The following is a 24,852-nucleotide window of genomic DNA, read 5'->3' as shown; positions in this document are numbered from 1 at the left end:
CCACAAACCGCTACCATCCCCAGAACGTTCCCCCCAATGAGCAACGTGTCGACAGGAGGAAGCCCCATGGTCGGGCCGCATCCAGAGTTCATTCCCCCAGCACGACCGATCATCGGCGAGGCCGAGATCGAGGCGGCTGTCCGGGTGCTGCGGAGCGGCCGGGTCGTGCAGGGCCCCGAGGTAGCCGCGTTCGAGGAGGAGTTCGGCGACCTGGTCGCCGGCCGGCACTGCGTCGCCGTCAACTCCGGGACCTCCGCGCTCCAGCTCACCCTGATGGCGCTCGGCTTCGGCCCGGGTGACGAGGTCATCGTGCCCTCGTTCTCGTTCGCCGCCAGCGCCAACGCCGTCCGGCTGGTCGGCGCCGAGCCGGTCTTCGTGGACATCGAGCCGGGCAGCTTCTGCGTCGACCCGCAGGCGGTCGCCGCCGCGGTCACCCCGCGCACCGTCGCCATCATGCCGGTCCACCTCTACGGGCACCCGGCCGCCATGGACCAGATCATGGCGATCGCCGAGCGCCACGGCCTCGCCGTGGTCGAGGACGCCGCCCAGGCGCACGGGGCGACCCTGAACGGCACCCCGGTCGGCGCCTTCGGCACCGCGGGCTGCTTCAGCTTCTACCCCACGAAGAACATGCACGCCCTGGAGGGCGGCATGGTCACCACCGCCGACGCCGAGCTGGCCCGCACCCTGCGGCTGCTGCGCAACCAGGGCATGGAGCAGCGGTACGCCAACGAGATCGTCGGCGCCAACATGCGGATGACGGACGTGGCCGCGGCGATCGGCCGGGTGCAGCTCACCCAGCTCGCCGAGTGGACCGAGCAGCGCCGGTCCAACGCCAAGTTCCTCGACTCGAAGATCACCGGGATGGTCACCCCGCCCGTGGCGGACGCCGCCAAGCACGTCTACCACCAGTACACGGTGCGGGTGCAGGGCAACCGGGACGCGGCCATGGCCCGCCTCACCGAGCTGGGCATCGGCAACGCCGTCTACTACCCGACCCCGATCCACCGGCTCAAGCCCTACCTGGACGCCGACGGCAAGCCGGGCCCGTGGGACCTCCCGGAGACCGAGCGGGCCGCCGCCGAGGTCGTCTCGCTGCCGGTGCACCCGTCGCTGAGCCCGGCCGACCTGGAGCGGATCGCCGAGGGCGCGAACCTCGCCGGGGGTGCCCGATGAGCCAGGGCCGCAAGCTGCGCGCCGGCCTCATCGGCCTCGGCGCCATGGGCCGCAACCACGCCCGGGTGCTGTCCAACCTCGACGGCGTCGAGCTGGTCGGCGTCGTCGACCCGGCCGGCGACGTGACCGGCACGCTCCGCGCCCCCGTCGTTCCCGAGCTGGCCGACCTGCTGGCCATGGGCATCGACTACGCGGTCGTCGCCTGCCCGACCGCGCTGCACGAGCGGATCGGTCTGGAGCTGGCCGCCAACGGCGTCTGCGCGCTGATCGAGAAGCCGCTGGCCCAGTCCGTCGAGGCCGCCACCACGCTGGTGGAGGCGTTCGAGGCCGCCGGCCTGGTGGCCGGCGTCGGGCACATCGAGCGCTACAACCCGGCGCTGCAGAGCCTGCGCACCCGGCTGGAGGCCGGCGAGCTGGGCGAGGTCTTCCAGGTCGTCACCCGGCGCCAGGGCCCGTTCCCGCACCGGATCGCCGACGTCGGCGTGGTCATGGACCTGGCCACCCACGACATCGACCTGACCGCCTGGGTGACCGGCCAGGAATACACCTCCGTGTCGGCCCGGACCGTCTCCCGCAGCGGCCGGCTGCACGAGGACATGGTCGCCGTGGTCGGCCAGCTCGCCGACGGCACGATGGTCAACCACCTGGTCAACTGGCTGAGCCCGCTCAAGGAGCGGTCCACCGTGGTCACCGGCGACAAGGGCTGCTTCGTCGCCGACACGCTCACCGCCGACCTGACCTTCTACGCCAACGCCGCCATCGACACCGAGTGGGAGGCGCTGCGCGCGTTCCGTGGCGTGGCCGAGGGCGACATGGTCCGGTACGCGATCCCGAAGCGCGAGCCGCTGCTGGTGGAGCACGAGCGTTTCCGCGACGCCGTGGAGGGCAAGCAGAGTGACATCGTCACGCTGCGGCAGGGCCTGCGCACCGTGCGGGTCGCCGCCGGCCTCCTCGAGTCCGCGTCCGACGGCAAGGTCGTGTCCGTCGTGGCCAGCGGCAACGACGCGGAGCCGGCACTGCGATGAGCCCGGCGCCGGTCCGGCGGACGGTCTCGGCGGTGCGGCGGCGGATTCCCCGGCGGTGGCGCATCGCGCTCCGCCGGGCCGCCGCCGGCACGCGGCCCTGGGAGACCCCTTCGGTACGCGAACTCTGTGAGCTGCCCGCCGGCACGCCGCTCCTGGTATACGCGGGCGGGATCGCGGGCGACCGGGCGCTGGCCGGCGTGGTACGCGCCCTGGCGCGGCTGCCCGAGTTCCACCTGGCGCTGGTCTGCGGCGAAGCCGAGCGGGCGGCGGCCCAGGACCTGATCCGCGGGGCCGGCAAGGCCCGGCGCCGGATCCACGAGGTGCCACGCCCGCGTACGGTGACGGCCGCGTTCCTCGCCTCGGCGGACGTGGCCGTGTTCGGGTTCGAGCCGGACGCCGGTCTCGCGCTGCTCGACACCTACGTCGCCGCCGGGCTGCGGCTCGTCGCGGCGGACAGCCGGGTGGTCCGTGAGCACCTGGCACCGCACCAGACCGGCGACTTCTTCGCGCCCGGCTCGTTGCCCTCCTTCGCGAAGGCGGTGGAGCGGGCCTGGCAGCGCGGCGGTGACGCGACGCCCGCACCGGAGGAACCTCCGGTCGCTCCGATCCAGGCCGGCACCCCGGGCCCCTGGCGGGCGCTCGGCGCCGGTCCAATCCGGTTGGGGATGGGCACCGCGAACTACGCCGGGCAACTCTCCGCCCTGGCGGTGGCGATCACCACCGCGCGGGCGGACGTCGGCATCGAGCTGGTGATGGCCAAGCCGCCGGCCACCTACCGCTACCCGGCCGACCGGTACGTGCACTACCCCAGCGAACACCGGCTCGACGTGCAGATGGAGCAGGCCCGGCGGGTGCTCGGCTGGTACACGCACCTGATCGTGGACGCGTTCCGCCCGGTGCTCGGCCGGGGCAACGGCGACGACATCGCCGCGGACCTGCCCGCGCTGCGCCGGGCCCGGCTCAAGGTCGCGCTTCTGGCGCACGGCAGCGAGATCCGCCATCCGGGCGCGCACCTGGAGCGGCACGCCGAGTCCGCGTTCCGGGACGCGCCGGAGGAGCTGCGCGAGCGGCTCACCACGGTGGCCGAGCGGAACCGGCGCACCGCCGAGGAGAGCGGCCTGCCGTTCTTCGTGACCACCCCGGACCTGCTGGACGACGTGCCGTTCGCCACCTGGGCGCCGCTGATCGTCGACGTGGACGGCTGGGCCTGCGACCGCCCGGTGCTGGAACGCGCCCGGCCGGTGGTGCTGCACGCGCCGTCGAAGCGGTGGACCAAGGGCACCGACCGGCTCCTGCCCCGGTTGCAGGAGCTCCACGATCGACGGATCATTGAATTGCGCCTGGTGGAGGGTCTGCCGCACAACGAGATGCGTCGCCTGGTGCAGGACTCCGACATCGTGGTCGACCAGTTGGTGATGGGTAGTTACGGCACCTTCTCCTGCGAGGGGATGGCCGCCGGCAAGGTCGTGGTGGCGTACGTGAGCGAGGGGCCGCACCGGGCGGCCGGCGTCCAGCCGCCGATCGCCAACGCCACGCCCAGCACCCTGGTCAAGACGATCGAGTCGCTGCTCGACGACAGGCACGCCGCGGTCGCCCTCGCCGCGGAGGGCGCGCGATACGTCCGTGACCACCACGATGGGCGCCGGACCGCCGAGGCCTTCGACGCCTTCCTCCGCTGATCCGCCGACAGCCCGTGCCCTGCCCCGTCAACGAGGAGAAGCATCCGATGCAAGCAGGCCCGAAGAGCAACGCCCGACCGACCCGGGGACGGGTGGTGATGCTGGTCGACAACGGCGTGCACGGCGACTCACGGGTCCAGAAGGCCGCCCGGTCGGCGGCCGACGCCGGCTGGGAGGTCGTCCTCCTCGGCATCCGCAACGCGCGTTCCGAGTCGGACAACTGGTGGATCGGCGGCGCCGAGGTGCGGCTGCTCCGGGTGCCGAAGCCGCTGCACCGGCTGCCCCGGGACTACAGCCGCTCGCTGCGGCGACCCCTGGCCTACGCCTCGACCACCAAGGCCGCCTACCGGGTTCAGGAGATCAAGGCCTGGCAGGCCGACCTCTACGAGCGCCGGGTCCGCGCCCAGGCTCAGGGCGGCGGGGTCCCGGCGGCCGTGGGCCGAGCGGCCCAGCTGCCGTCCCGCGCTGCCGCCACAGCCCTGGCCCGCTGGGTGCGGCTCCGGAGCGGCGAGACCCGCCGCCTGCGCAAGGCCCAGACCGACCCGGAGGCGCTGTTCAGCCGGCTGCCCGTCCGGTTCTGGCAGAGCCTGCTGGGCAACCGCAGCTGGCGCCGGCTGGACCCGGGCCTGTGGGACTTCGAGCTGGCGTTCCGCTCGGCGATCGACGAGCTGAAGCCGGACATCATTCACGCCAACGACTTCCGGATGCTCGGGGTCGGCGCGCGGGCGATGCTGCGGGCCCGGGCCGCCGGACGAAAGACCAAGCTGGTCTGGGACGCCCACGAGTTCGTCGGCGGCATCACCGGCCGGGCGGACAACCCGCGCTGGCTGCCGGCCCAGATCGCCTACACCGCCGAGTACGCCGCCTACCCGGACGCCGTGGTGACGGTCTCGGACACCCTGGCCGAGCTGCTGCAGGAGACCCACGACCTGCCCGAGCGGCCGGCCGTGGTGCTCAACGCGCCGATGGCGCCGCCGGCCGAGGCCGACCGCGACGTGCCGGACCTGCGGGCGCTGTGCGGAGTGGACGAGCGGACCCCGGTGCTGGTCTACGCCGGCGCCGTGAACCCGAGCCGGGGCTGCCAGATCATGGTCGAGGCGCTTCCCGAGCTGCCCGAGGTGCACGTCGCGTTCGTGACCATGAACCCGAACGGTGACAACCAGTTCTCCGAGGCGCTGCGCTCGCGGGCCGTCGAGCTGGGCGTCGAAGACCGGGTTCACCTGCTGCCGTACGTCAAGCACTGGCAGGTGGTGCCGTTCCTGTCCGCGGCGGACGCCGGGATCATCCCGATCCACCACAAGCCCAACCACGAACTGGCGCTGATCACGAAGTACCTGGAGTACTCGCACGCCCGGCTGCCCATCGTGGTCAGCGACGTGAAGACCATGGCGCAGACCGCCCGGGCCACCGGTCAGGGTGAGGTGTTCACCGCCGAGGACCTGACCGACTTCGTCCGGGCCGTCCGGGCCGTGCTCGCCGACCCGGAGCGCTACCGGGCCGCGTACGACAAGCCCGGCCTGCTGGAGGGCTGGACCTGGGAGGCCCAGGCCCGGATCCTCGACGAGGTGTACAGCTCGCTGCTGGGCGTTCCTCCGGCCGGCGGGGCACGTACTCCGTCGGCACGGCGGCCCGAGGACGAGCGGGAGCTGGCGGGCACCTCGCGCTGACCCCGGACAAACGGTTCGGCCGGCTCCCCCTCAGGGGAGCCGGCCGAATTGTTTCCCGCTCGTGCGACGGTCAGTCGACCGTGGCCGGCGGCTCCAGCAGCAGCCGGTCGAAGTCCTTCTGCGTGACCGACCAGTCCCACGTGCTCAGCACGTGCGACGCGGCCGCCCGGCCCGCCTCGCGCCAGACCTCCTCCGACGCGGTGAGGGCCAGGATCCGCTCGGCGGCCTCCTCCGGGGTGCTGACCACCCAGTCGCTGGGGAAGAGGCTCCGGGCGCTGTGCGGCCGGCCGGCGAAGAACGGCCAGTCCCGCACCACCGGTACGGCGCCGCTGGCCGCGCCCTCGACCAGTGCGCAGTGGAAGCTCTCCCGCAGCGAGGTGCTGAGGATGACCCCGACGTCGGTGAGCGCGCCCGGGACGTCCTCGGTGCGGCCGGTCCGCACCACGGCGCCGGACGGCTCCAGCTCGGCCAGTTCGGCGTCGAGGTCACGGACGTACGCCGCGATCGCCGGGCTGAGCTCGGGGTTGAGGTCGTCACCGATCAGCTTGAGACGGTACCGCTCGTCCCGCCGGCGCAGCTCCCGCAGCACCGCCAGGGCCCAGCGCGGGTCCTTGGCCAGCGAGCTCAACCCGACCAGCCCGAGGGTGAACCGGCTGTCGGCGGAGACCTTCGGTGCCACGTACCGGTGCAGCTCCATGGCGTTGCTGATCATGTGCGTCCGGGGCCCCTGCGGGGCGCGCAGCCGCGGCACCGCGGCCAGCGCCAGGTCGCGGAGGTGCTCGGAGACGAAGACCACGTCGTCCACCCGGGACCAGTCGGTCAGGTGCGGCCACCAGCTGAACGCCTCGAAGCTGTGCAGGCGAACGATCACCCGGGTGGTGCCCGGGTCGATCATCGTCAGCATCGCGGCCCCCAGGTTGCACCAGTCCACGAAGACCGTGTCCGCCCACTCGAGGTGGGGGCCCCACGCCTCCTGGACCTCCCCGGCCCGCTTGGAGGTGCCGGCGAGCATGTGGTGCACCACGTTCGTGCGGCCGTTGCTGAGCACCGGGAGGATCGACTCCTCCATCAGGTTCAGCCGGCGGACCTCCACCCCGGGCATCGCCTCGTAGCGTTCGAGGATCGGCCCGAGGAAGTTGTCGTTCAGCCCGGTGAAGAAGAGCATCCGGTGCGGCCGGCCGGCCGGCGGGAACTCCGCCGGACTCTGCCGGCCGCGCGGTGTCGCCATCGCCCTGCCGGCATCGCTGTTGTGCAGCGGCGCGAGGAACTTCTCCGGATCCTCGGCCAGCGGCGAGGTCGGACCGTCGAACTGCACGATCCGGTGGAACATCAGGTTGAAGGCGCGCAGCACGTGCGGCGCGGCCTTGCCCGGGTTCCGCTTCTTGAGCAAGCCGTCCGCCAGCTTGAGCTGGCCCCGCACCACGGTCATGAGGTGCTCGGGCACCTTGCCCTGGGCCAGCTCCGCGTCGACGATCGGGCCGAGGAGCTGCCCCTTGGTCGTCGGGCTCTTCAGGCGGCCCTGCGCCGCCAGCGCCAACCGCTTCGCGCTGGCGCCGTGTCCGGTCTTGAGCATGCTGCCGCTGACCCGCCGGGCGATCTTGCCCCGGTGTCGTTCGGGCAGGCCGGGGGCCGTGACGGCGCCCTGCCAGAACCAGCGCACCGGGCCGAGCTTCATGGCCCGCTGACCGGTGCTCATCTCGAACACCCGCTTCGCCAGGTCGACGGTCTGGCTGCGGGTGGCGCTCGTCAGCACGGCCGGGGAGGGGCCGACGGTGGTGAGCCGGGGGCGGCGGTAGCGCGCCGGATCGGCCGACCGCTTCTCCACCGCCCGCAGCGCCGGTGCGATGCCGTAGACCGCGTCGGCCCGCCGGTACCGCTGCGCCAGCTGCCAGACGGTGTGCAGCGCCTGCGCGTCCAGCGCGACCAGCACGTCGGCCCGCTTGGCGTGCCGGCGTACCCACGGGTCGCGCTGGGCGCGCAGCCAGGGCCGGCGGCCCGGGCTGGCTCGCTTGATCATGCGGCCGAAGCGCGGGCCCAGCTCGTTGGCCGTCGGCAGCAGGTGCACCTCGGCCAGCTCGGCCGCCGCCGGGATCTTCTCCGCCGGGTTGAAGGTGGTGGCCACCCGCACGGTGACCCCCAGGGCGCGGAACTGCTCCAGCGCGTCGGTGAGGACCGCCACCCGGCCGGGGACGGCGCCCAGCACCATCAGGACCTCGATCATGACCTACCTTCTCTGGCCAGGACGCGCGCGCCGGCGGGGGTGACCTGCGGGGTGCCGGACGATCCGCCGGTGCCCAGCACCAGCTCGGTGACCTCCCGGACGGCGGGGATGAGCTGCTCCTCGCGCGCGTACTGCCGCGCCTCGGCCCGGGCCTTCTCCCGCTCGGCCTCGTCGGCCGTGCGGGCCATCGCGGCGGCCCGCCGGAAGGCGCCGGCCAGCTCGACCGGGTCCAGCCCGACCGCCCCGGTCCACAGCGGGTACGTGGACAGCACGGTGGAGGCGTCGTGGTCGGCCTCGTGGGCGGAGACCACCGGCAGGCCGGTGGCCATGTACTCGTAGACCTTGCCGGAGGTCATGTACCGGCCGCCGGTCACCATGAGCACCACCGCGTCCCAGCGGGAGTAGAGGTCGACCACCTCGGCCTTGGGCACCGAGCCGCCGACCAGCACGCCGTCGGCGGCGGCGGCCCTGAGCAGCTCGGCGTGCGCGTTGTCGCCGCGCGCCCAGGCGGCGCCGATGTGGCCGCGTACCTCGAAGCGCGCGTCCGCCAGTGCCGGGTCCTCGGCGCGCGCCGTCCGCCAGCCGTCGAGCACGGCGCTCAGCAGCGGCACGGGCAGGTTCAGGGCACCGAGATAACCGAAGGTCAGCGGTCGGTCCGGAGGAGCGGGACGGACCTGGGCCGGGATGCTGGCCGCGTCGTAGCCGTTGCGCACGATCCGCATCTTGTGCGCCAGCTCCGGGTAGCGCTCGCGGTACCAGCGGGAGATCGGCTCGTTCACGTTCCAGATGGCCACGGCGTTGGTGAGCAGCTTGATCTCCCACTGCCCGGAGACCGACTCCTTGGGGAACGCCTCGCCGTTGTTGATCACGTCGACGGACCAGCCGTCGCGGAAGTCCACCACGTACGGCACGCGGTGGGTCTCCCACAGCTTCCAGGTCGCGGCCAGGTTGACGTACGGGGCGCAGGTCGTCACCAGCAGGTCGACGTGCCGCTCCCGGTGGATCTGGAGCAGCGCCTTCTCCAGCGCGGGGCGCCAGCCGCCGAAGACCGGCTCGGGGAAGACCTTCAGGTTCTGCTTCCGCAGGGTGGCCAGGTAGTCCAGGTGAGCCAGGGCGCGCTGCTCGGTGAAGGAGCGGATGTCGGTCTCCAGGTCATCCCGGAACAGCGGCAGCTTCACCACCCGGACATGGGAGTCCAGGCCCTGGGTGAGGGTGTGGTCGAGCCCGTACTCGCGCTCCCAGGCCTCGTCCGCGATGGTGACCGCTGTCACGTCCCAGCCCGCGGCGGCGAACTGGTTCGCCGTCTCCCGCATGCGGTAGGCGCAGCTCTTCGCCGCCGGCGGGAAGCCGATCGCGAGGTAGATCATGTGCGGTCGGGACCCGGATCGCCGCGGCCGGGGGAGTTTCAACGAGTCCCAGAGACTTCGCCCGTTGTTCATCGATTCCGATCCTGGGGAGGTGGGGAGATGCCACGTCGCGACCCGGACGGATCGGCCGGACGCGGTGCCTGCTCCGCCGACGGCCCTTTGACGACCCTCGGAAAGCGTGCGGACACTACAATAACGCCGTCCCGGGCGGCGGGCCTGCCCCCGCCCGGCGGGCCGCCCGGGCACCGTGCCCCGGGTCACCGGGGCCCAGCTCACGCGCGCTCGGCGCGACACCGCGGCGCCGCCTCGGCCGGTCCCCGGCCGGGGCCACGGCTTTCGTAGACTCCTACGCCATGACCGCGCCCGCGCCCGACACCCGCGACCGTGAGCCCGTCCCCGCCGGGGGCGCCGAGGCGGCGGGCGACGACTCGCCCGCTCCGGGGTCGTCCACCCCACGCCCGACGGCGACCGCCACGGCGGCCCCGGCCGAGCCGGGTCCGGACGCGGCGTCCGAGGGCCGCCCCGGCGGCGGCCGGTGGCGACGAGTCGACGCGCTTGTCGCCTTGATCTTCCTGGCCGGCGCGTTCTGGGTCACCGCCCGGGGCTGGCGGGACTACGACGGGCGCCTGCTCGGCAGCCGCCCCAACGACCAGGGCTTCAACGAGTGGATGCTGGCGTACGCGGCGCACGCGGTCAGCCACCTGGAGAACCCGTTCTTCACCACGCTCCAGAACGCCCCGTCCGGCGTGAACCTCATGACCAACGTCGGGTTGCAGCTGCCCGGGCTCGTGCTCACCCCGGTCACCCTGCTCTTCGGCGCGTCCTTCTCCTACCTGCTGTTCATCACGCTGAACCTCGCCGGCACCGGCTACGCCTGGTACCACGTGCTCTCCCGGCACGTGGTGGACTCCCGGGGGGCGGCCTTCGTCGGCGGGCTGTTCTGCGCCTTCGCGCCGGCGCTGGTCTCGCACAGCAACGGCCACCCGCACATCACCGCGCAGTGGCTGGTGCCGTTCATCGTCTGGCGGGTGATCGCCCTGTCCCGGGGCGGGCGGGTGGCCCGCGACGGCCTCGTGCTGGGCGGCCTGGTGGTGGCCCAGTTCTTCATCAGCCTGGAGATCCTGTTCCTCACAGCGCTCGGCTGCCTGATGCTGGTCCTGGCATACGTGGCCTTCCGGCCCCGCGACGCGGTCCGCCGGCTGCGTCCGTTGCTGCCCGGCCTCGCGATCACCGCCGCGCTGGTGTCGCTCGCCGCCGCGTACCCGCTGTGGATGCAATTCGCCGGTCCGCAGCACCGGGTCGGTCACCCGGGGACACCGGACATCTACGCCCTCAAGCTCGGCTCGTACGTCAAGTTCGCCACCCAGTCGGTGGCCGGCGGCCCGACCAGCGCGGTCGGCTGGGCGCCGAACACCACCGAGCAGGCGAGCTTCTACGGGTGGCCGATGCTGGTGGTCGCGCTCGGCGCGCTCTGGTGGCTGCGCCGGGAGATCACGGCCCGGGTGCTGGGGGCCGTCGGCCTCGTCTCGGCGCTCTTCTCCATCGGCACCACCTGGACCTCCGGCACCCGCCGCACCGACGTCCCGGCACCGTTCGCGCTGGTGCAGAACCTGCCGGTGTTCGACTCCGTGGTGGTATCCCGGTTCGCGCTGATCACCACGGTGGCGCTCGGCGTGCTGCTGGCCGTCGCCGGGGACCGGCTCGCCGCCCACCGGGACCAGCCGTCCGGCCGCCTGGCGGCCCGGGTGGGCGCCGTGGCGGTGGCCGCCGCGCTGCTACCGATCCTGCCCATGCCGCTGGAGGCCCGCGGCCGCAACCCGGTGCCGGACTTCGTCACCAGCGGCGCCTGGCGCGACCACGTGGCACCGGGTCGCACCCTGGTCCCGGCGCCGGTCAACGGCATGACGTCGCTCTACTGGAGCTCCGCGGCGGTGGCCGGCTTCGCGGTGCCGGAGGGCTACTTCCTCGCGCCGGTCTCCGCCACCGACGCCACCGGCCGCTGGGGCGTCGACCCGCAGCCGACCGCCAAGCTGCTCACCGCCGTCTCGCTCGGCCAACGGGACACCGCGGTCGGCCCGGCCGAGATCGCCCAGGCGCGGGCCGACGTCCGCTACTGGAAGGCCGACGCCGTGGCGCTGCCCGATCGGGGAGCCCGGCGGCACGACGACCTGAAGACCGTGCTCGACGCCCTGTACGGCCCGGGCCAGCGGGTCGACGACGTCTGGCTCTGGGACGTCCGGCCGTTCACCCGGTGACGACCGCCCGGCCCGTCACCGGCTGACCGTCAGGGCGACTTCGTCCAGACCAGCAGAAGGTAGCCGCCGAAGTACGCGGAGAAGGCGGTCAGCGTCACCAGCACCGTGGCAGCCCGGGCCCAGCCGGCCCGGGCCAGGCCCACGGCCGCCGGCAGCAGCAGCGGGAACGCCGGCAGCAGGAACCGCGCCTTGGAGTGGTAGTAGCCGGCCGCGCCGAGCGTGGTGACCAGCAGCAGCCCGCTGTAGAGCAGCAGCTGCCAGGGCTGCCGGTCGATCGCGCTCAGCACGAAGAACATGATCGACAGCAGCGCCACGACGGTGACCACCAGCAGCGGCAGCGCGGCCACCTGCACCAGGGCCTGCTGCCCCCGCTCCACGGTGTAGACGCCGAAGTCGAACGTGGTGCCCCACCCGGCCGACTGGATGTGGAACCAGCCGTCCGGCCGCCCGGTCCGCGCGCCCACCCAGGCCAGGTACGCCAGCCAGCCGGCGGGCGCCAGCAGGAGGGCGACCCAGGGCCGCCAGCCGTCGCGGCGCCGGACGATCGCCAGCAGCGCGGCCAGCCCCACCACCGGGATCAGCGACGAGGCGGTCGGCCGGGTCAGGCCGGCGAACAGGCAGACCACCCCGGCGGTGACCCAGTGGCGGCGCAGCAGCGCGTACAGCGTCCAGGCGGCGAGGGCGGTGAACAGGCTCTCGCTGTATCCCATCGACTCCACCACGCCGTGCGGCACCGCCGCCCACAGCGCGGCGAGCAGCACGCCCGTGCGCCGGTCGTGCAGGTGCGCGCCGATCGCGAACAGCCCCCAGGCGGCCGCGAGCCCGGCCACCCAGGCCACGGCCACCGCCGCCTCGGGCGTGCTGAGCGGGGAGATCCGGTCCAGAGCCGCGGTGAGGCCGGGGAAGAGCGGGAAGAACGCCATGTTGCTCTGCGTCTTCTCGTACCCGTCGTAGCCGTGCTGGGCGATCGCCGTGTACCAGGTCCCGTCGGCCCGCACCAGCCGACCCAGCGGGGACGTGCCCACGTTGCGGGCCCAGACGTAGACGGTCAGCACGCTCACCAGGCGGATCGCGGCGTACACCGCGAGCGCGGGCAGCGCGTGCCGGGTGGCGTCCCGGAACCGCCGGCCGACGCCGGCGCGGACCGGGTCGGGACTCGCCGGCTCGGTGGAGGCAGCCGGCGTCGGCCGGCTCGGTTCCTCGGTCGTCACCACGTCCATTTTGCGATCCCGTCCGCGCTGAGCTGGGGTGATCCGACGGCTCACCCGGCCCGTCGGGAGGCTCGGCGCCGGCCGGGACCCGCGAACCGGGCGGCCACCTGGCGTCGAACAGCATGGAGGGTAGCAACCGGCGCGGGAGGGCGCGGACCACCGACGACTGCGGCCGTTCGCGGCCGATCCGTTGTCGTAGACTCGCTCCCGTCCGCGGGTGCGGTGCTGGCGACGACGGAGACGGGCAAGGAATGCGATCTGACGGCACGACCGCAGCGGCGGCCACCCGGGGACGGGTCGTCATGCTGGTGGACAACGGGGTCATCGGTGACTCCCGGGTACAGAAGGCCGCCCGGTCGGCGGCCGAGGCCGGCTGGGACGTCGTCCTCCTCGGGCGCGCGCCCGTCGGGCAGCCGCAGCAGTGGCGGCTCGGCGACGCCGAGGTCCGCCTGATCCCGATGCCCGAGCCGCTCGCCAAGCGCCGGCACGAGTTCCGGCGGGCCTGGCTGCGCCGGCCGCTCGCCTACCCGCCGTCCGGCATCGCCGCCCACCGCACCCAGGCCGTGAAGGCCTGGCGGGCCGACCTGGCGGTCCGGCGGGCGGCGCTGACCACCGCGGCCCGGGAATCCGGCGCCGGCCGGCCCGGTGGCCTGCCCTGGGCGGCGCTGCGCGCCGAGGAGAAGCTCGCCGGCCTGACCCGCAAGTGGGTGGGCCTCCGCAACCGGCAGCTCAACCAGGCCCGGAAGGGCCGCAAGCTCGACGGTCCCTGGGACCGGGCGTACACGCTGTTCTGGCAGCGGCTGCGCGGCGACGGCGCGTGGCGCCGCCTGGAGCCCGGGCTGTGGGACTACGAGCTGGCCTACGGCCCGGTCGTCGACGAGCTGGCCCCGGACCTGATCCACGCCAACGACTTCCGGATGATCGGCGTCGGCGCCCGCGCGAAGATCCGGGCCGCCGCGAAGGGCCGCCGGATCGCCCTGGTGTGGGACGCCCACGAGTACCTGCCCGGGGTGCAGCCGTGGCGGGACAACGCCCGCTGGCTGCCCGGCAACGTGGCCCACGAGCGGGAGTACGTGCCGTACGCGGACGCCACGATGACCGTCTCCGGCGGCCTGGCCGACCTGCTCCAGCGGGAGCACGGGCTGGCGGAGCGCCCGGCGGTGGTGCTCAACGCCCCCGCGGTGGACGAGCTGCCGGCCGACGCGGGCGAGCCGGTGCCGGACATCCGCGCGCTCTGCGGCATCGGCCCGGAGACCCCGCTGCTGGTCTACAGCGGTGTGGCCGCCGCCAAGCGCGGCCTCGGCGTGATGGTCGAGGCGCTGCCCCGGCTGCCCGGCGCGCACGTCGCGTTCGTGGTCAACAAGCCCACGTCGGCGTACGTCAGGGGCCTGGTCACCCGGGCCGGCGAGCTGGGCGTGGCGGACCGGGTGCACCTGCTGCCCTACGTGCCGCACCACCAGGTGGTCCGGTTCCTCTCCGGCGCGCAGGTGGGCGTCATCCCGATCCAGCACTGGCCCAACCACGAGATCGCGCTGATCACCAAGTTCTTCGAGTATTCACACGCCCGCCTCCCGCTTGTCGTCTCCGACGTGCAGACGATGGCGGAGACTGTCCGGGAGACCGGGCAGGGCGAGGTGTTCACGGCCGAGGACGTGGCCGACTTCGTCCGGGCGGTCAGCGCGGTGCTCGCCGACCCGGAGCGCTACCGCGCCGCGTACGACCGGCCCGGACTGCTGGCCGGCTGGACCTGGGAGGCGCAGGCGCAGGTGCTCGACGGCGTCTACTCCCGGCTGCTGCCCGAGGCCCCGCCGCGCCCGGCGCCGGCCGGCGACCCGGCCCCCGGCGCCGCCCCGACCTCGGTGGGAGTGGGCGCATGAGCCGGCAGCCCGACGTGACGGTGGTCGTCGCCGTCTACAACACCATGCCGTACCTGACCACCTGCCTTGAGTCGCTGGTCGGGCAGACCATCGGGCTGGACCGGCTGGAGGTCGTGGCGGTCGACGACGGCTCCACCGACGGCAGCGGCGCCGAGCTGGACCGGTACGCCGCCCGCTACCCGGACACGGTCCGGGTGCTGCACCAGGCCAACTCCGGCGGCCCGGCCGCCCCGAGCAACCTCGCGCTGGACCACGCCCGCGGCCGGTACGTCTTCTTCATCGGCTCCGACGACCACCTCGGCCCGGAGGCGCTGGAGCGTCTCGTGGCGGCCGCCGACCGGTGGGAGTCCGACGTGGTGCTCGGCCGGATGGTCGGCACCAACAAGCGCTACGTGCACCAGGCGGCCTACGCGAGCACCGAGGAACGGCTGGACCTCTTCGACAGCCCGCTGCCCTGGTCGCTGTCGAACACGAAGCTCTTCCGGCGGGACCTCGTCGAGCGCCACGGGCTGCGGTTCCGCACCGACATGCCGATGGGCAGCGACCAGCCGTTCACGCTGGAGGCCTGCTTCCGGGCGAAGAAGATCTCCGTCCTCGCCGACTACGAGTTCTACTACGCGGTCAAGCGCGAGAACGCGCAGAACATCACCTACGCGAGCCGCTTCGAGGAGCGGCTGCGCTGCGCCGAGGAACTTGTCGGCTTCGTGGCCGGGCTGATCGAGCCGGGCCCGCGCCGGGACGCGGTGCTGGTGCGCCACTTCAGCTGGGAGGTGGCGAAGCTGCTCCGGGCGGAGTTCCTGGAGCTGTCCCCGGACGTCCAGCAGCACGTCCACGACCGGATCCGCAAGCTCGCCGGGGCGTACCTGACCGAGGGCGTCCTGGCCCGGATGGCGCGCGACGTGCGGGTGCGGGTGGCGGTCGCGCGCGACGGCGACCTGGCGCAGCTGTGTGAGCTGATCCGGCAGCAGTCCGACAGGGGGCTGCCCGAGGTAACCGTCGAGGACGGTCGCTGGTACGCCCACCACGTCGGCTTCCGCGACCCGGCGTTCGGCTATCCGGACGACTGGTACGACATCACCGACCAGGCCGCCAAGGCGCTCGCGAAGCTGACCGCGACCGGGCTGGACTGGGGCCGGGACGCCACCGGCGCCCGCGCGCTGGTGGTCACCGCGCACAGCCGCTGGGCGGAGCTGTCCGAGCTGTCCGCCGAGGCCATCCAGGTCAGCGTCGGTGAGTTGGCGGGTGTGACGTCGGTCGCGCCCGACGGCACCGGTACCGTCGTACGGACGGACTTCGCGATGGACCGGCTGCTCGGGGTCGTCGCGGCGAACGGCGAGCGCCGGGTGGTGCGTGCGAAGGTCACCGCGCTGGGCGGGACGGCCTCGGCGCCGCTGCGCACGGACCGCCGCGTCGCGGCGCCCCGGATGCTGGCCCGGCACGGCGTCCGGTTCCACCTCGTCACGCCCACCACCAATCACAAGGGCCAGGTGATCGTCGCGATCACGCCGGTGACCCCCGGTCGGTTCCTTGCCCGCCTGCGCCGAATCTGGCCCTCTGGAGGAAAGTAGTTTCATGAACATCTGCGTCGTCGCGCTCGGCAAGATCGGTCTGCCGCTCGCCGTGCAGTTCGCCTCGAAGGGGCACCGGGTGATCGGTGCCGACGTCTCCGAGCGGGTCGTCCAGCTGGTCAACGACGGTGCCGTGCCGTTCCCCGGCGAGGCCGACCTGGACGTCAAGCTGAAGGAGGCGGTCGCCGCCGGGCTGCTGTCGGCCACCACCGACACGGCCGCCGCGGTCGCCGAGTCCGAGGCGGTCGTCGTGGTCGTGCCGCTCTTCGTGGACGCCGAGGGCGTGCCGGACTTCGGCTGGATGGACGACGCCACCCGGGCCATCGCCCGCGGGCTCAAGCCGGGCACCCTGGTCAGCTACGAGACCACGCTGCCGGTCGGCACCACCCGCAACCGCTGGGCCCCGATGCTGGAGGAGGGCTCCGGCCTCACCGCCGGCCAGGACTTCCACCTGGTGTTCAGCCCGGAGCGGGTGCTCACCGGCCGGGTCTTCGCCGACCTGCGCCGCTACCCCAAGCTGGTCGGTGGCATCGACGAGGCGTCGGCCGCGCACGGTGTGCGCTTCTACGAGGCGGTGCTGGACTTCGACGAGCGCCCCGACCTCGACCGCCCGAACGGCGTCTGGGACCTCGGCTCGGCCGAGGCGTCCGAGCTGGCCAAGCTCGCCGAGACGACCTACCGCGACGTCAACATCGGCCTGGCGAACCAGTTCGCCCGCTTCGCCGACACCGTGGGCGTCGACGTCACCAAGGTCATCGAGGCCTGCAACACCCAGCCGTACAGCCACATCCACTCGCCGGGCATCGCCGTCGGCGGCCACTGCATCCCGATCTACCCGCGGATGTACCTGTGGAACGACCCGGCGGCCACCGTGGTCCGCTCGGCCCGCGAGGCCAACGCCGCCATGCCGGAGTACGCCGTCGACCTGCTCGCCGCCGCGTACGGGGACCTGACCGGGGTGGGCGTGCTGGTGCTGGGCGCGGCCTACCGGGGCGGCGTCAAGGAGACCGCCTTCTCCGGCGTCTTCCCGACCGTCGAGGCGCTGCGCGCGCGGGGCGCCGTCCCGTACGTCGCCGACCCGATGTACTCCAACGAGGAGCTGGCCGCGCACGGTCTCCCCGGCTACCAGGGCGAGCCGGTCGGCGCCGCGGTGATCCAGGCCGACCACGCCGAGTACCGCAACCTCACCCCGGCCGACCTGCCGGGCGTGACGGTGCTCGTCGACGGCCGCCGCGTCACCGACCCGGCGCGCTGGACCGGCGTCCGCCGGGTGGTCATCGGCGGCTGACCCGCCCGCAGCCTCCGGGCCCCGGCCGTGTGACGGCCGGGGCCCGTTCGCGTCGCGCCGCCCGCCGGGGTGAGCGTCGTCCAACGGCCGCTCGCCCGCCCGGCCCCCGGCGATACTTGTCTTGCTTGCCCCGTTTTCGGTCGCGGCTGCCCGTTGCCGGGCCGCCTCGACGCCGGTGGGCGGACAGGGAGCGTGCCGTTGTTCAGCAGGGTGCGGAGCCAGCGGGGTCTCGCCGTCGTGGGCCTGACGCTGCTCGGCTACGCGGTCATGATCCTCTCCGGGGTCCTCGGTCTGGTGGTCCCGTACGCGGTGGCCGCGGCGGTGGTCATCACCGGTGAGCTGACCCTCGCCACCCGGTACGCCGAGACCGGCGGGCTGCTCCGCAAGGCCGGCGTCGGGCTGGTCTTCCGCCGCCTGGTCCGCGACCTGTCCGTGGTGCTGCTGGTGGTGAGCGCGGTCCGCCCCGACCGGGCCGGCACGCTCGCGGTGCTGCTGCTGCCGGCCGCCCTCTGGACCGTGGCCGTCGGCACCACGGCACTGGCGCGGGCGGTCGACGGGCGGGCCGCCACCCCGGCGCTGACCCGCAACCTCGACCTCGGCGCGCTGCGCCGGGCGCCGGTCCCGCCGGCCTGGGCGCGGCGCCTGGCCGGCCTGCGACTGCCCCTGCTCAACGTGCTGCTCGTGCCGGCGGCCGTGGTGGCCGCGGCCGCCGACCGGGTCGCCCCGGTGGTGGTCACCGGCGTGGTCACGCTGGTGGCCGGGCTGGTCACCGCCGCGGTGCTGACGCTCACCCGGCTGCCCGGCCGGGGCGAGGCCCCCGGCGTGCTGCCCGCCGTGCACGACTGGCTGGCCCGGGAGCGGCCCGAGGTGGCGCTCTACTTCGCCGGCTCGGCCAGGGACGTCTACCAGGTCAACATGTGGCTCGCCCCGGTCGAGGCGGCCGGCCGGCGCGCGGTGGTGCTGCTGCGCTCCGAGGAGGCGTTCCGCGAGCTGGCCGACACCCGGCTGCCGGTGATCTGCGTACCGGCCGGCGTGGACTTCATGAACCTCGACCTGGCCCCGATCCGGGTCGCCCTCTACGTGGCCAACGTCGGCGCCAACATCCACCTGCTGCGCGAGCCGGGCGTGAAGCACGTCTTCGTGGGCCACGGCGACAGCGACAAGCAGGCCAGCGTCAACCCGTACAGCAAGGTCTACGACGAGGTCTGGGTGGCCGGGCCGGCCGGCCGGGAGCGGTACGCCCGGGCCGGGGTGGGCGTGCTGGACCGCGACATCGTGGAGATCGGCCGGCCGCAGCTCGCCGGGGTGCACACCTTCGGCTCGGGCGCCGCCGACCACGTGTTCACCGTGCTCTACGCCCCCACCTGGGAGGGCTGGCTTGAGGACGACCCGTACCACACGTCGCTGGTGCTGATGGGGGAGCGGATCGTGTCCGGGCTGCTCGCCGCCGGCGACCTGCGGCTGGTCTACAAGCCGCACCCGCTGACCGGCAGCCGGTCGGGGAAGGCACGGGCGGCGCACGAGCGGATCGTCGCCCGGATCCGGGGCGCGGGCGGCCGGACCGACCCGACGTCGCTGGACGGCGCCGCGCATCTGGTGGTCACCGGCCGGACCCCGGCCCTGTTCGACTGCTTCAACGTCACCGACCTGCTCGTCAGCGACGTCTCCAGCGTGGTCTCCGACTGGGTGCAGAGCGAGCGGCCGTACGTGGTGGCCAACCCGGCCGGCCTGCCGGAGGACGAGTTCCGCCGGACCTTTCCCACGGCGCGCGCGGCGTACCTGCTCTCCGCCGACTGTCATGAGCTGCCGGAGGTCCTGGCCGTCACCGGGGCCGGGGACGACCCGATGGCCGGGGCGCGGCGGGAGCTGAAGGCGTACCTGCTCGGCCCGCCCGGGGTGAACCCGATGGACCGGTTCCGCGACGAGATCGGCCGGCTCTGCGGCTGACCGGGGCGGCGAGGCGCGGGGGCGACGACCGGTCGGGTCGCCGCCCCGGTCGCGCGCTCAGCCCTGGTGCGGCGGGTTGTCGACGTCCCGGGAGACGACCTCACCCTTCTCGTCGACCCAGCCCTTCGGCCGGGCCGGGTTGCCGGCCACCAGCTGGTACGGCTTGACGTCCTTCGTCACCACCGAGCCGGCGGCGATCATCGCGTACTCGCCCACCTCGATACCGCAGACCAGGGTGGCGTTCGCGCCGATCGAGGCGCCCCGGCGGACCATGGTCGGCGTGATGGTCCAGTCCGGGTTCTGGGCGCGCGGGCGGAAGTCGTTGGTGAACACCGCGCACGGGCCGACGAAGACCTCGTCCTCGATCGTCACGCCCTGGTAGACCGAGACGTTGTTCTGGATCTTCACGCGGTCGCCGACGGTGACGTTCGCGTCGACGTACACGTTGCGGCCGATCACGCAGCCGGCGCCGACCTGGGCGCTGGACCGGACGTGGGCCAGGTGCCAGACCTTGGTGCCGTCGCCGACCTGGGCGCCGTCCTCCACGTCGGCCGTCGGGTGGACGAAGACGGAGGCGGACCGGTTGGTGGTGTCAGTCATGTCAACTCGCATCGTCGCAGGGCGCGTCGTCGCGCCGTCGGTGCCGGGCGGCCGCGTCGGTTGACCGCCGCGCGCCCGGCCGGGCCAGGACCGCCCGGCCGCGCCGGACTTCCGGAGCCGGCGGGCGGGCTCGACGCAGCATAACGAGCCGTCAGGCGACCAGTTCCGCCACCGCGTCGGCGGCGGGCCGGTCGGCGGGCAGGGCGTGCGCGGCCAGCACCGCGTCGACCGGCAGCGGGGCGTAGAGGTGCGGGAACAGCGCCCCGCCCCGGGACACCTCCCAGCGCAGCGCGTCGCCGAGCCGCGCCTCGTCCACGGCGAGCAGGGTGAGGCCGGCGACCCCGGCGAAGACCCGGCGGGCCGTCTCCACCACCTGGTCCGCCGCCGACAGGTGGATGAAACCGTCCTGCTGGTCCATCGCGGTGCCGGTGAACCGCCCGGCCTCCTGCGCCTGCTCCCACTCGCTGGTGGCCAGAATCTTGTAGATCACCATCGCAGCCTAGAGACCGGCGACCGCCCGCCGTGGGCCGGTTCCGGTGTACGCCTCCGGTTGCCGCCCCGAGCCCGCATGCTCGGGGTGCGGCGGCCGCGGAGGGGTGGGCATGCAGGGTTACGACGGCGACTGGACCGACGGCCAGCGGGGCGTCTACGACGAGTGCTACCGGGCCGGCACCGACTGGGCCGGTGACCCCCGGACACCCCGACCGAGGACGTCCAGCAGGTGATCAACCTCGGGCAGGCCGACGACGACTCCTTCAACGACGCCGAGATCGACTTCCCGCCGCTTGTCGACGCCGTCACCGAGGCCACCGGCGAGAACGTGACGAGCGTGCCGGCCAGCCACGCCGACCCGGGCTTCCGCGGCTTCACCGACGGGGTCCGGGACGCCACCGCGGACGAGGTCTTCGGCATCTGACGGCGGCAGGGGCGCCGGCGGGGTCGGTGACCGGGGACTCCGGTGTGGCAGCAGCCGCGAACACCAGGCGGAACCTCAGCTCACCGGCGGCGTGCCCGGTTCGCACGGTGCGCCCGGGGTCTCCCCTTGCCGGGCCGTGTCTGCCACCATTCCCAGGGCAGCACGTCGAGCGGATGGAGACACGGGTGCGGATCCTCCTGGTCGAGGACGATCGGCGGGTGGCCGCCGCCCTGTCGTCCGCGCTGACCCGGCGCGGATACGAGGTCGAGCACGCCGCCACCGTCGGGGCCGCGCTCTCCGCCGCGCCGTGCGACCTGGTGCTGCTCGACCTGACCCTGCCCGACGGCGACGGCACCGACCTGTGCCGGGAGCTGCGCCGGCGCAGCAGCCAGCTCGGCATCATCGCGGTGACCGCCCGGGGCGAGGAACGCGACCGGGTGCTCGGGCTGCGGCTGGGCGCCGACGACTACGTGGTCAAGCCGTTCTCGATGGTGGAGCTCCAGGCGCGGATCGAGGCGGTGCTGCGCCGCGCCGCGCACACCGTGCCGGAACGCCACCACATCGAGGCGGGGGCCGTCCGCATCGACGTGGGCGGCCGGACCGTCACGGTGGCGGGCCGGCCGGTGGCGCTCACCCGCAAGGAGTTCGACATCCTGCTCTCCCTGGCCCGCCAGCCCGGGGTGGCCGTGCCCCGGGACCGGATCCTGCTCGACGTCTGGGGCACCACCTGGGCCGACCGGCACACCGTCGAGGTGCACGTCGGCTCGCTGCGCGGCAAGCTCGGCGACCCGACGCTCGTCGAGACCGTCCGCGGGGTCGGCTACCGGCTCCGCGGCGAGTGAGGAGGCCCCGGTGCGCCGCCGGCTGGTGATCAGCTATCTGCTGCTGATGGTGCTGGTGCTGCTCGCCCTGGAGACCCCCCTCGCCGCCACCCTGGCCACCCGGGAGACCGACCGGGTCCGCGCCGACCGGCTCGCCGACGCCACCCGGTTCGCCTCGCTGGCCGGCCCGGCGCTGCGCGGCGGCACCCCCGGCCCGCTCGACGGGGAACTGGCCGCCTACGACGACCTCTACGGCGTCGGCGCCGCCGTGGTGGACCGGGACCGCCGCACCGTGGCCGCCTCGGCCCGCTGGGAGTTCGGCGCGGGCACCGACCCGGCCCTGGACACCGCGCTCTCCGGACAGCAGTTCAGCGGGCCGGAGTCGGTCTGGCCGTGGGTGGACGGGCCGCTCGTGGTGGCGGTCCCGATCAACGACGGCGGCGAGGTGCTCGGCGCCGTGATCACCACGACCCCGGCGGCAAAGGTGCGCCGCACCGTCACCGCCTGGTGGCTGCTGCTGGCCGGGATCGGCCTGCTCGCGGTGCTGGCCTGCGTCTCCACGGCGTTCGGGCTGGCCGGCTGGGTGCTGCGCCCGGTCACCGAGCTGGACGCGGTCACCCACGAGATCGCCGAGGGGCACCGGCGGGCCCGGGTCCGCCCCCGGCTCGGCCCGCCCGAGCTGCGCCGCCTGGCGACCAGCTTCAACGACATGGCCGACGCGGTCTCCGACGTGATGGACCGGCAGCGGGCGTTCGTCGCGCACGCCAGCCACCAGCTGCGCAACCCGCTGACCGCGTTGCGGCTGCGGGTGGAGGAGCTGGGACCGAGCCTGACCGACCCCGACGGCCGGGCCGAGCACCGGCTGGCGTTGGAGGAGACCGACCGGCTGGCCACCGTGCTCGACGCGCTGCTCACCCTGGCCCGCGCCGAGCGGGAGGAGAACCAGCGGGTCACCGTCGATGCCGCCGGCATCGCCGCCTCCCGGGTGGCGGCCTGGCTGCCGCTGGCCCGGCACCGGTCGGTCACCCTCGCGCTCGACACGACCGGGGCGCCCGCGTACGCCCGGACCGTGCCGACCGCCATCGACCAGGCGCTCGACGCGCTGATCGACAACGCGGTCAAGTTCAGCGGCGCCGGGGGAGCGGTGACGGTGACCGTACGGCGGGCCGACGGCGGGACCGCCCTGGAGGTGCGGGACACCGGCCCCGGCATGACGGCCAGCCAGCTCGACCAGGCCACCGAGCGGTTCTGGCGAGCCCCCGACGTGCAGAACGTCGACGGCGCCGGGCTCGGGCTGACCATCGTCGCGGTGCTCGTCGACGCCTCCGACGGTCGGCTCACCATGCGCCAGGGCGAGCCCCGGGGGCTGGTCGCCGAGGTGTGGTTCCCGGCCCCCGACGACGAGCCCGCCGAGCCGGACGGACCGGCCGCGGCGCCCGTTGACGGCCCGGTCGCGCGGGTCGGCTCCGAGGCCGGGCGGCGCTGACCCCGCGTCAGGGTTTGGTGGCGCGGTACCACTCCGCCGCGCCCGGATGCAGCGGCAGCGGGGTGGTGACGATCGCGGCCCGGGGACTCATCCGGCCGGCCGCCGGGTGCGCGGCGGCCAATTCCTCCCGGCGCTCCATCAGCAGCCGGGTCACCTCGCGCACCAGCTCCGTCGGCAGGTCGGCGCGGACGATCAGGTAGTTCGGGTTCGCCACCGTGCTGACCGGGTCCGACCCGTAGACCGAGCGGGGGATGTCCCGTGTCACGTAGACCTGCCCGTAGCCGCTGCGCAGCGGCTCGGTCCACTCGCCCAGGTCGACCATCCGGATCGAGGTGCGCCCGGCCAGCTCCGCGACGCCGCGGACCGGCAGGCCGCCGGAGAAGAAGAAGGCGTCGATCCGGCCGGCACGCAGCGCCGCCACCGAGTCGTCCAGGCCGAGGTGCTCCTGCACCACCGTGCCGCCGAGCTGGGCCACGGTGAGCAGCCGGGTGGCGGTGACCTCGGTGCCGGAGCCGTCGGCGCCCACCGACACCCGCCGCCCGCGCAGGTCGGCGAGGGTGCGTACCGGGCCGCCGGCGGTGGTGACGAGGTGCAGCAGGTCGTCGTAGACCCGGGCCACGGCGAGCACCGTGGGGTGCTCCGGCGCGTGCGGCGGCAGCACGTCGGCCTGGGTGAAGCCCAGCTCCGCCTCGCCGGCGCCGACCAGCCGCACGTTCTGCGCGGACGCCGCCGTGACCACCACGCTGGCCCGCACGCCGGGCAGCTCCCGGTTGAGCAGGGCGGCCAGCGACTGGCCGAAGGCGTGGTAGACGGCGGTCGGGCTGCCGGTCGCGATCCGGATCCGCACCGGCTCGGTGGGCTCGTCCCGGCAGCCGGCCAGGCCGGCCACGAGCAGCAGCAACAGCGCCAGCGGGGCCGCGGTCCGGCGCCGGCCGCGCACAGACCAGTGTCGGCTCACGGGCTGAACTGTGCGCCGCCGACCACCCGCCGCGCAAGCCCGGCCACCCGACTCCGCCCCCGCGGCCGTGCGGTGACCGTGGGCGGGGCTCGGGTGCCGCGGTCAGCAGGCCGCGGCGGGGGCCAGCTTCGCGCTCTCGGTGATCCGCACCCGGTGCGGCCCGTTGGCCACGCTCACCAGGAAACAGCCCGAGCCGGGCCGCAGCACCGCCGGCACGTCCAGCAACGCCGCGCTCCGGACCAGCACCGCGGCCAGGTCCCGGTCGGCCAGCCGGATGCCGAGGCTGTGCCGGCGTACGTGCCGGCCGCCGGCCAGCAGCGCCGCCCGCCACGCCGCGGCCGCCAGTCGGGGCCGCCACACCCGCCGGGCCGTGGACGCCCCGGGGAAGGGCCCGCCGAGCAGCTCCCGGCGGCCCTGCCGCCAGCCGGCCTCCAGCAGGGTCGCGTACGCCGGCCGGTGCTCCCGGGGCACCGACAGCCGGTGCAGCTCGTACCGGCGGCGCAGGCCGCCCGTGGCCAGCTCGTGCTCCACCGGCACGTCCAGCCGGTGCAGCAGCTGCCGCATCCGGTGCGCGGCGTCCTCGCGGTTGAACTCGGCGATCCCGCCCCGGTACGCCCCGACGTCGGTTCGGCGGGCGTCGGTGGCCGGTGGCGGCGTGCAGCGCACCAGGCAGGCGACCTCGAAGGCGTCGGCCAGGGTGAGCCAGTCCAGGGGCGGAGGCGGTGACGACTGGCGGGGCCGGTCGAGCAGTGCGGTGGACTCGGGGGCCATCGGAACAGCTCCTTGGTCG

20 protein-coding genes are annotated in these 24,852 nt (G+C 74.2%); 13 read left to right on the top strand and 7 right to left on the bottom strand.

What is annotated here, in order from left to right:
• Positions 1-66 precede the first annotated feature (66 nt).
• From GA0070603_RS09760 to GA0070603_RS09745, 4 genes are read left to right on the top strand one after another with little or no spacing between them, the layout of a single operon-like run.
• On the top strand, positions 67-1,176 hold the full coding sequence (locus GA0070603_RS09760) for a DegT/DnrJ/EryC1/StrS family aminotransferase (RefSeq protein ID WP_091310524.1): 1,110 nt from the start codon (positions 67-69) through the stop codon (positions 1,174-1,176).
• The gene (locus tag GA0070603_RS09755; RefSeq protein ID WP_091310520.1) at positions 1,173-2,201 is read left to right on the top strand and encodes a Gfo/Idh/MocA family protein; all 1,029 of its coding nucleotides are present in this window, start codon (positions 1,173-1,175) and stop codon (positions 2,199-2,201) included. The genes GA0070603_RS09760 and GA0070603_RS09755 overlap by 4 nt, the downstream gene beginning before the upstream one ends.
• Complete coding sequence (locus tag GA0070603_RS09750) at positions 2,198-3,880, top strand: glycosyltransferase (RefSeq protein ID WP_091310517.1); 1,683 nt, start codon at positions 2,198-2,200, stop codon at positions 3,878-3,880. Before GA0070603_RS09755 ends, GA0070603_RS09750 begins: the two co-directional genes overlap by 4 nt.
• Positions 3,881-3,927: 47 nt before the next feature.
• On the top strand, positions 3,928-5,547 hold the full coding sequence (locus tag GA0070603_RS09745) for a glycosyltransferase family 4 protein (protein WP_091310514.1): 1,620 nt from the start codon (positions 3,928-3,930) through the stop codon (positions 5,545-5,547).
• A 70-nt stretch (positions 5,548-5,617) separates the two neighbouring features.
• Here GA0070603_RS09745 and GA0070603_RS09740 read toward each other — a convergent pair whose 3' ends face one another.
• Together GA0070603_RS09740 and GA0070603_RS09735 are read right to left on the bottom strand one after the other, a co-directional pair.
• Positions 5,618-7,768: a glycosyltransferase family protein gene (locus GA0070603_RS09740; protein ID WP_244282471.1), complete on the bottom strand. Its 2,151-nt coding sequence runs from the start codon at positions 7,766-7,768 to the stop codon at positions 5,618-5,620.
• A complete protein-coding gene (locus GA0070603_RS09735) occupies positions 7,765-9,135 on the bottom strand; it encodes a glycosyltransferase (RefSeq protein ID WP_244282470.1) in 1,371 nt (456 codons plus the stop codon). The genes GA0070603_RS09740 and GA0070603_RS09735 overlap by 4 nt, the downstream gene beginning before the upstream one ends.
• A 353-nt stretch (positions 9,136-9,488) precedes the next feature.
• Here GA0070603_RS09735 and GA0070603_RS09730 point away from each other — a divergent pair, with 353 nt between their 5' ends.
• The gene (locus tag GA0070603_RS09730; protein WP_091310508.1) at positions 9,489-11,390 is read left to right on the top strand and encodes a DUF6311 domain-containing protein; all 1,902 of its coding nucleotides are present in this window, start codon (positions 9,489-9,491) and stop codon (positions 11,388-11,390) included.
• Positions 11,391-11,419: 29 nt separating this feature from the next.
• Here the strand turns inward: GA0070603_RS09730 and GA0070603_RS09725 are convergent, their stop codons facing one another.
• A complete protein-coding gene (locus tag GA0070603_RS09725; protein ID WP_091310505.1) occupies positions 11,420-12,610 on the bottom strand; it encodes a putative hexosyltransferase in 1,191 nt (396 codons plus the stop codon).
• 242 nt (positions 12,611-12,852) lie between these two features.
• On the opposite strand from GA0070603_RS09725, the gene GA0070603_RS09720 reads away from it, so the two are divergent.
• From GA0070603_RS09720 to GA0070603_RS09705, 4 genes are all read left to right on the top strand, one after another.
• On the top strand, positions 12,853-14,478 hold the full coding sequence (locus GA0070603_RS09720; protein WP_425270427.1) for a glycosyltransferase family 4 protein: 1,626 nt from the start codon (positions 12,853-12,855) through the stop codon (positions 14,476-14,478).
• Positions 14,475-16,046: a glycosyltransferase family 2 protein gene (locus GA0070603_RS09715; RefSeq protein WP_091310498.1), complete on the top strand. Its 1,572-nt coding sequence runs from the start codon at positions 14,475-14,477 to the stop codon at positions 16,044-16,046. Before GA0070603_RS09720 ends, GA0070603_RS09715 begins: the two co-directional genes overlap by 4 nt.
• A 4-nt stretch (positions 16,047-16,050) precedes the next feature.
• Positions 16,051-17,334: a nucleotide sugar dehydrogenase gene (locus tag GA0070603_RS09710; protein ID WP_091310495.1), complete on the top strand. Its 1,284-nt coding sequence runs from the start codon at positions 16,051-16,053 to the stop codon at positions 17,332-17,334.
• Between the two features lie 198 nt (positions 17,335-17,532).
• Entirely contained in the window at positions 17,533-19,281 is a 1,749-nt protein-coding gene (locus GA0070603_RS09705; protein ID WP_091321743.1) for a CDP-glycerol glycerophosphotransferase family protein, read from the top strand.
• Between the two features lie 57 nt (positions 19,282-19,338).
• Here GA0070603_RS09705 and GA0070603_RS09700 read toward each other — a convergent pair whose 3' ends face one another.
• Both GA0070603_RS09700 and GA0070603_RS09695 read right to left on the bottom strand, forming a co-directional pair.
• The gene (locus GA0070603_RS09700) at positions 19,339-19,881 is read right to left on the bottom strand and encodes an acyltransferase (RefSeq protein WP_091310492.1); all 543 of its coding nucleotides are present in this window, start codon (positions 19,879-19,881) and stop codon (positions 19,339-19,341) included.
• A gap of 151 nt (positions 19,882-20,032) precedes the next feature.
• Positions 20,033-20,371, bottom strand: a complete 339-nt coding sequence (locus tag GA0070603_RS09695; protein WP_091321742.1) for a DUF952 domain-containing protein — start codon at positions 20,369-20,371, stop codon at positions 20,033-20,035.
• Between the two features lie 112 nt (positions 20,372-20,483).
• Between GA0070603_RS09695 and GA0070603_RS32360 the strand changes: the two genes are divergently transcribed.
• The 4 genes from GA0070603_RS32360 (at position 20,484) to GA0070603_RS09680 (ending at position 23,104) form a co-directional block, all read left to right on the top strand.
• Positions 20,484-20,606 carry a hypothetical protein gene (locus tag GA0070603_RS32360; protein ID WP_279627485.1) on the top strand — a complete coding sequence of 41 codons (123 nt, stop codon included), beginning with the start codon at positions 20,484-20,486 and terminating at the stop codon, positions 20,604-20,606.
• Entirely contained in the window at positions 20,603-20,797 is a 195-nt protein-coding gene (locus GA0070603_RS31960) for a hypothetical protein (protein ID WP_244282469.1), read from the top strand. The genes GA0070603_RS32360 and GA0070603_RS31960 overlap by 4 nt, the downstream gene beginning before the upstream one ends.
• Before the next feature lie 173 nt (positions 20,798-20,970).
• Positions 20,971-21,639 carry a response regulator transcription factor gene (locus GA0070603_RS09685; protein ID WP_208862849.1) on the top strand — a complete coding sequence of 223 codons (669 nt, stop codon included), beginning with the start codon at positions 20,971-20,973 and terminating at the stop codon, positions 21,637-21,639.
• A 10-nt stretch (positions 21,640-21,649) separates the two neighbouring features.
• Positions 21,650-23,104 carry a sensor histidine kinase gene (locus GA0070603_RS09680; protein ID WP_091310489.1) on the top strand — a complete coding sequence of 485 codons (1,455 nt, stop codon included), beginning with the start codon at positions 21,650-21,652 and terminating at the stop codon, positions 23,102-23,104.
• Positions 23,105-23,111: 7 nt separating this feature from the next.
• Here the strand turns inward: GA0070603_RS09680 and GA0070603_RS09675 are convergent, their stop codons facing one another.
• Together GA0070603_RS09675 and GA0070603_RS09670 are read right to left on the bottom strand one after the other, a co-directional pair.
• Positions 23,112-24,062, bottom strand: coding sequence for a TAXI family TRAP transporter solute-binding subunit (locus tag GA0070603_RS09675; RefSeq protein ID WP_091310486.1), 951 nt, complete (start codon positions 24,060-24,062; stop codon positions 23,112-23,114).
• 102 nt (positions 24,063-24,164) lie between these two features.
• On the bottom strand, positions 24,165-24,833 hold the full coding sequence (locus tag GA0070603_RS09670) for a hypothetical protein (protein WP_091310483.1): 669 nt from the start codon (positions 24,831-24,833) through the stop codon (positions 24,165-24,167).
• Positions 24,834-24,852 lie beyond the last annotated feature (19 nt).

Origin of the sequence: Micromonospora chersina (assembly GCF_900091475.1) — a bacterium.
Taxonomy (GTDB): Bacteria; Actinomycetota; Actinomycetes; order Mycobacteriales; family Micromonosporaceae; genus Micromonospora; species Micromonospora chersina.
This window is presented reverse-complemented; position numbering and strand designations above follow the sequence as displayed.

Bases quoted from the DNA above. Each gene is read 5' to 3' on its own strand.
- GA0070603_RS09760 (WP_091310524.1), top strand. From the start codon at position 67: ATGGTCGGGCCGCATCCAGAGTTCATTCCCCCAGCACGACCGATCATC.
- GA0070603_RS09755 (WP_091310520.1), top strand. From the start codon at position 1,173: ATGAGCCAGGGCCGCAAGCTGCGCGCCGGCCTCATCGGCCTCGGCGCC.
- GA0070603_RS09750 (WP_091310517.1), top strand. From the start codon at position 2,198: ATGAGCCCGGCGCCGGTCCGGCGGACGGTCTCGGCGGTGCGGCGGCGG.
- GA0070603_RS09745 (WP_091310514.1), top strand. From the start codon at position 3,928: ATGCAAGCAGGCCCGAAGAGCAACGCCCGACCGACCCGGGGACGGGTG.
- GA0070603_RS09740 (WP_244282471.1), bottom strand. From the start codon at position 7,768: ATGATCGAGGTCCTGATGGTGCTGGGCGCCGTCCCCGGCCGGGTGGCG.
- GA0070603_RS09735 (WP_244282470.1), bottom strand. From the start codon at position 9,135: ATGATCTACCTCGCGATCGGCTTCCCGCCGGCGGCGAAGAGCTGCGCC.
- GA0070603_RS09730 (WP_091310508.1), top strand. From the start codon at position 9,489: ATGACCGCGCCCGCGCCCGACACCCGCGACCGTGAGCCCGTCCCCGCC.
- GA0070603_RS09725 (WP_091310505.1), bottom strand. From the start codon at position 12,610: ATGGACGTGGTGACGACCGAGGAACCGAGCCGGCCGACGCCGGCTGCC.
- GA0070603_RS09720 (WP_425270427.1), top strand. From the start codon at position 12,853: ATGCGATCTGACGGCACGACCGCAGCGGCGGCCACCCGGGGACGGGTC.
- GA0070603_RS09715 (WP_091310498.1), top strand. From the start codon at position 14,475: ATGAGCCGGCAGCCCGACGTGACGGTGGTCGTCGCCGTCTACAACACC.
- GA0070603_RS09710 (WP_091310495.1), top strand. From the start codon at position 16,051: ATGAACATCTGCGTCGTCGCGCTCGGCAAGATCGGTCTGCCGCTCGCC.
- GA0070603_RS09700 (WP_091310492.1), bottom strand. From the start codon at position 19,881: ATGACTGACACCACCAACCGGTCCGCCTCCGTCTTCGTCCACCCGACG.
- GA0070603_RS32360 (WP_279627485.1), top strand. From the start codon at position 20,484: ATGCAGGGTTACGACGGCGACTGGACCGACGGCCAGCGGGGCGTCTAC.
- GA0070603_RS09685 (WP_208862849.1), top strand. From the start codon at position 20,971: ATGGAGACACGGGTGCGGATCCTCCTGGTCGAGGACGATCGGCGGGTG.
- GA0070603_RS09670 (WP_091310483.1), bottom strand. From the start codon at position 24,833: ATGGCCCCCGAGTCCACCGCACTGCTCGACCGGCCCCGCCAGTCGTCA.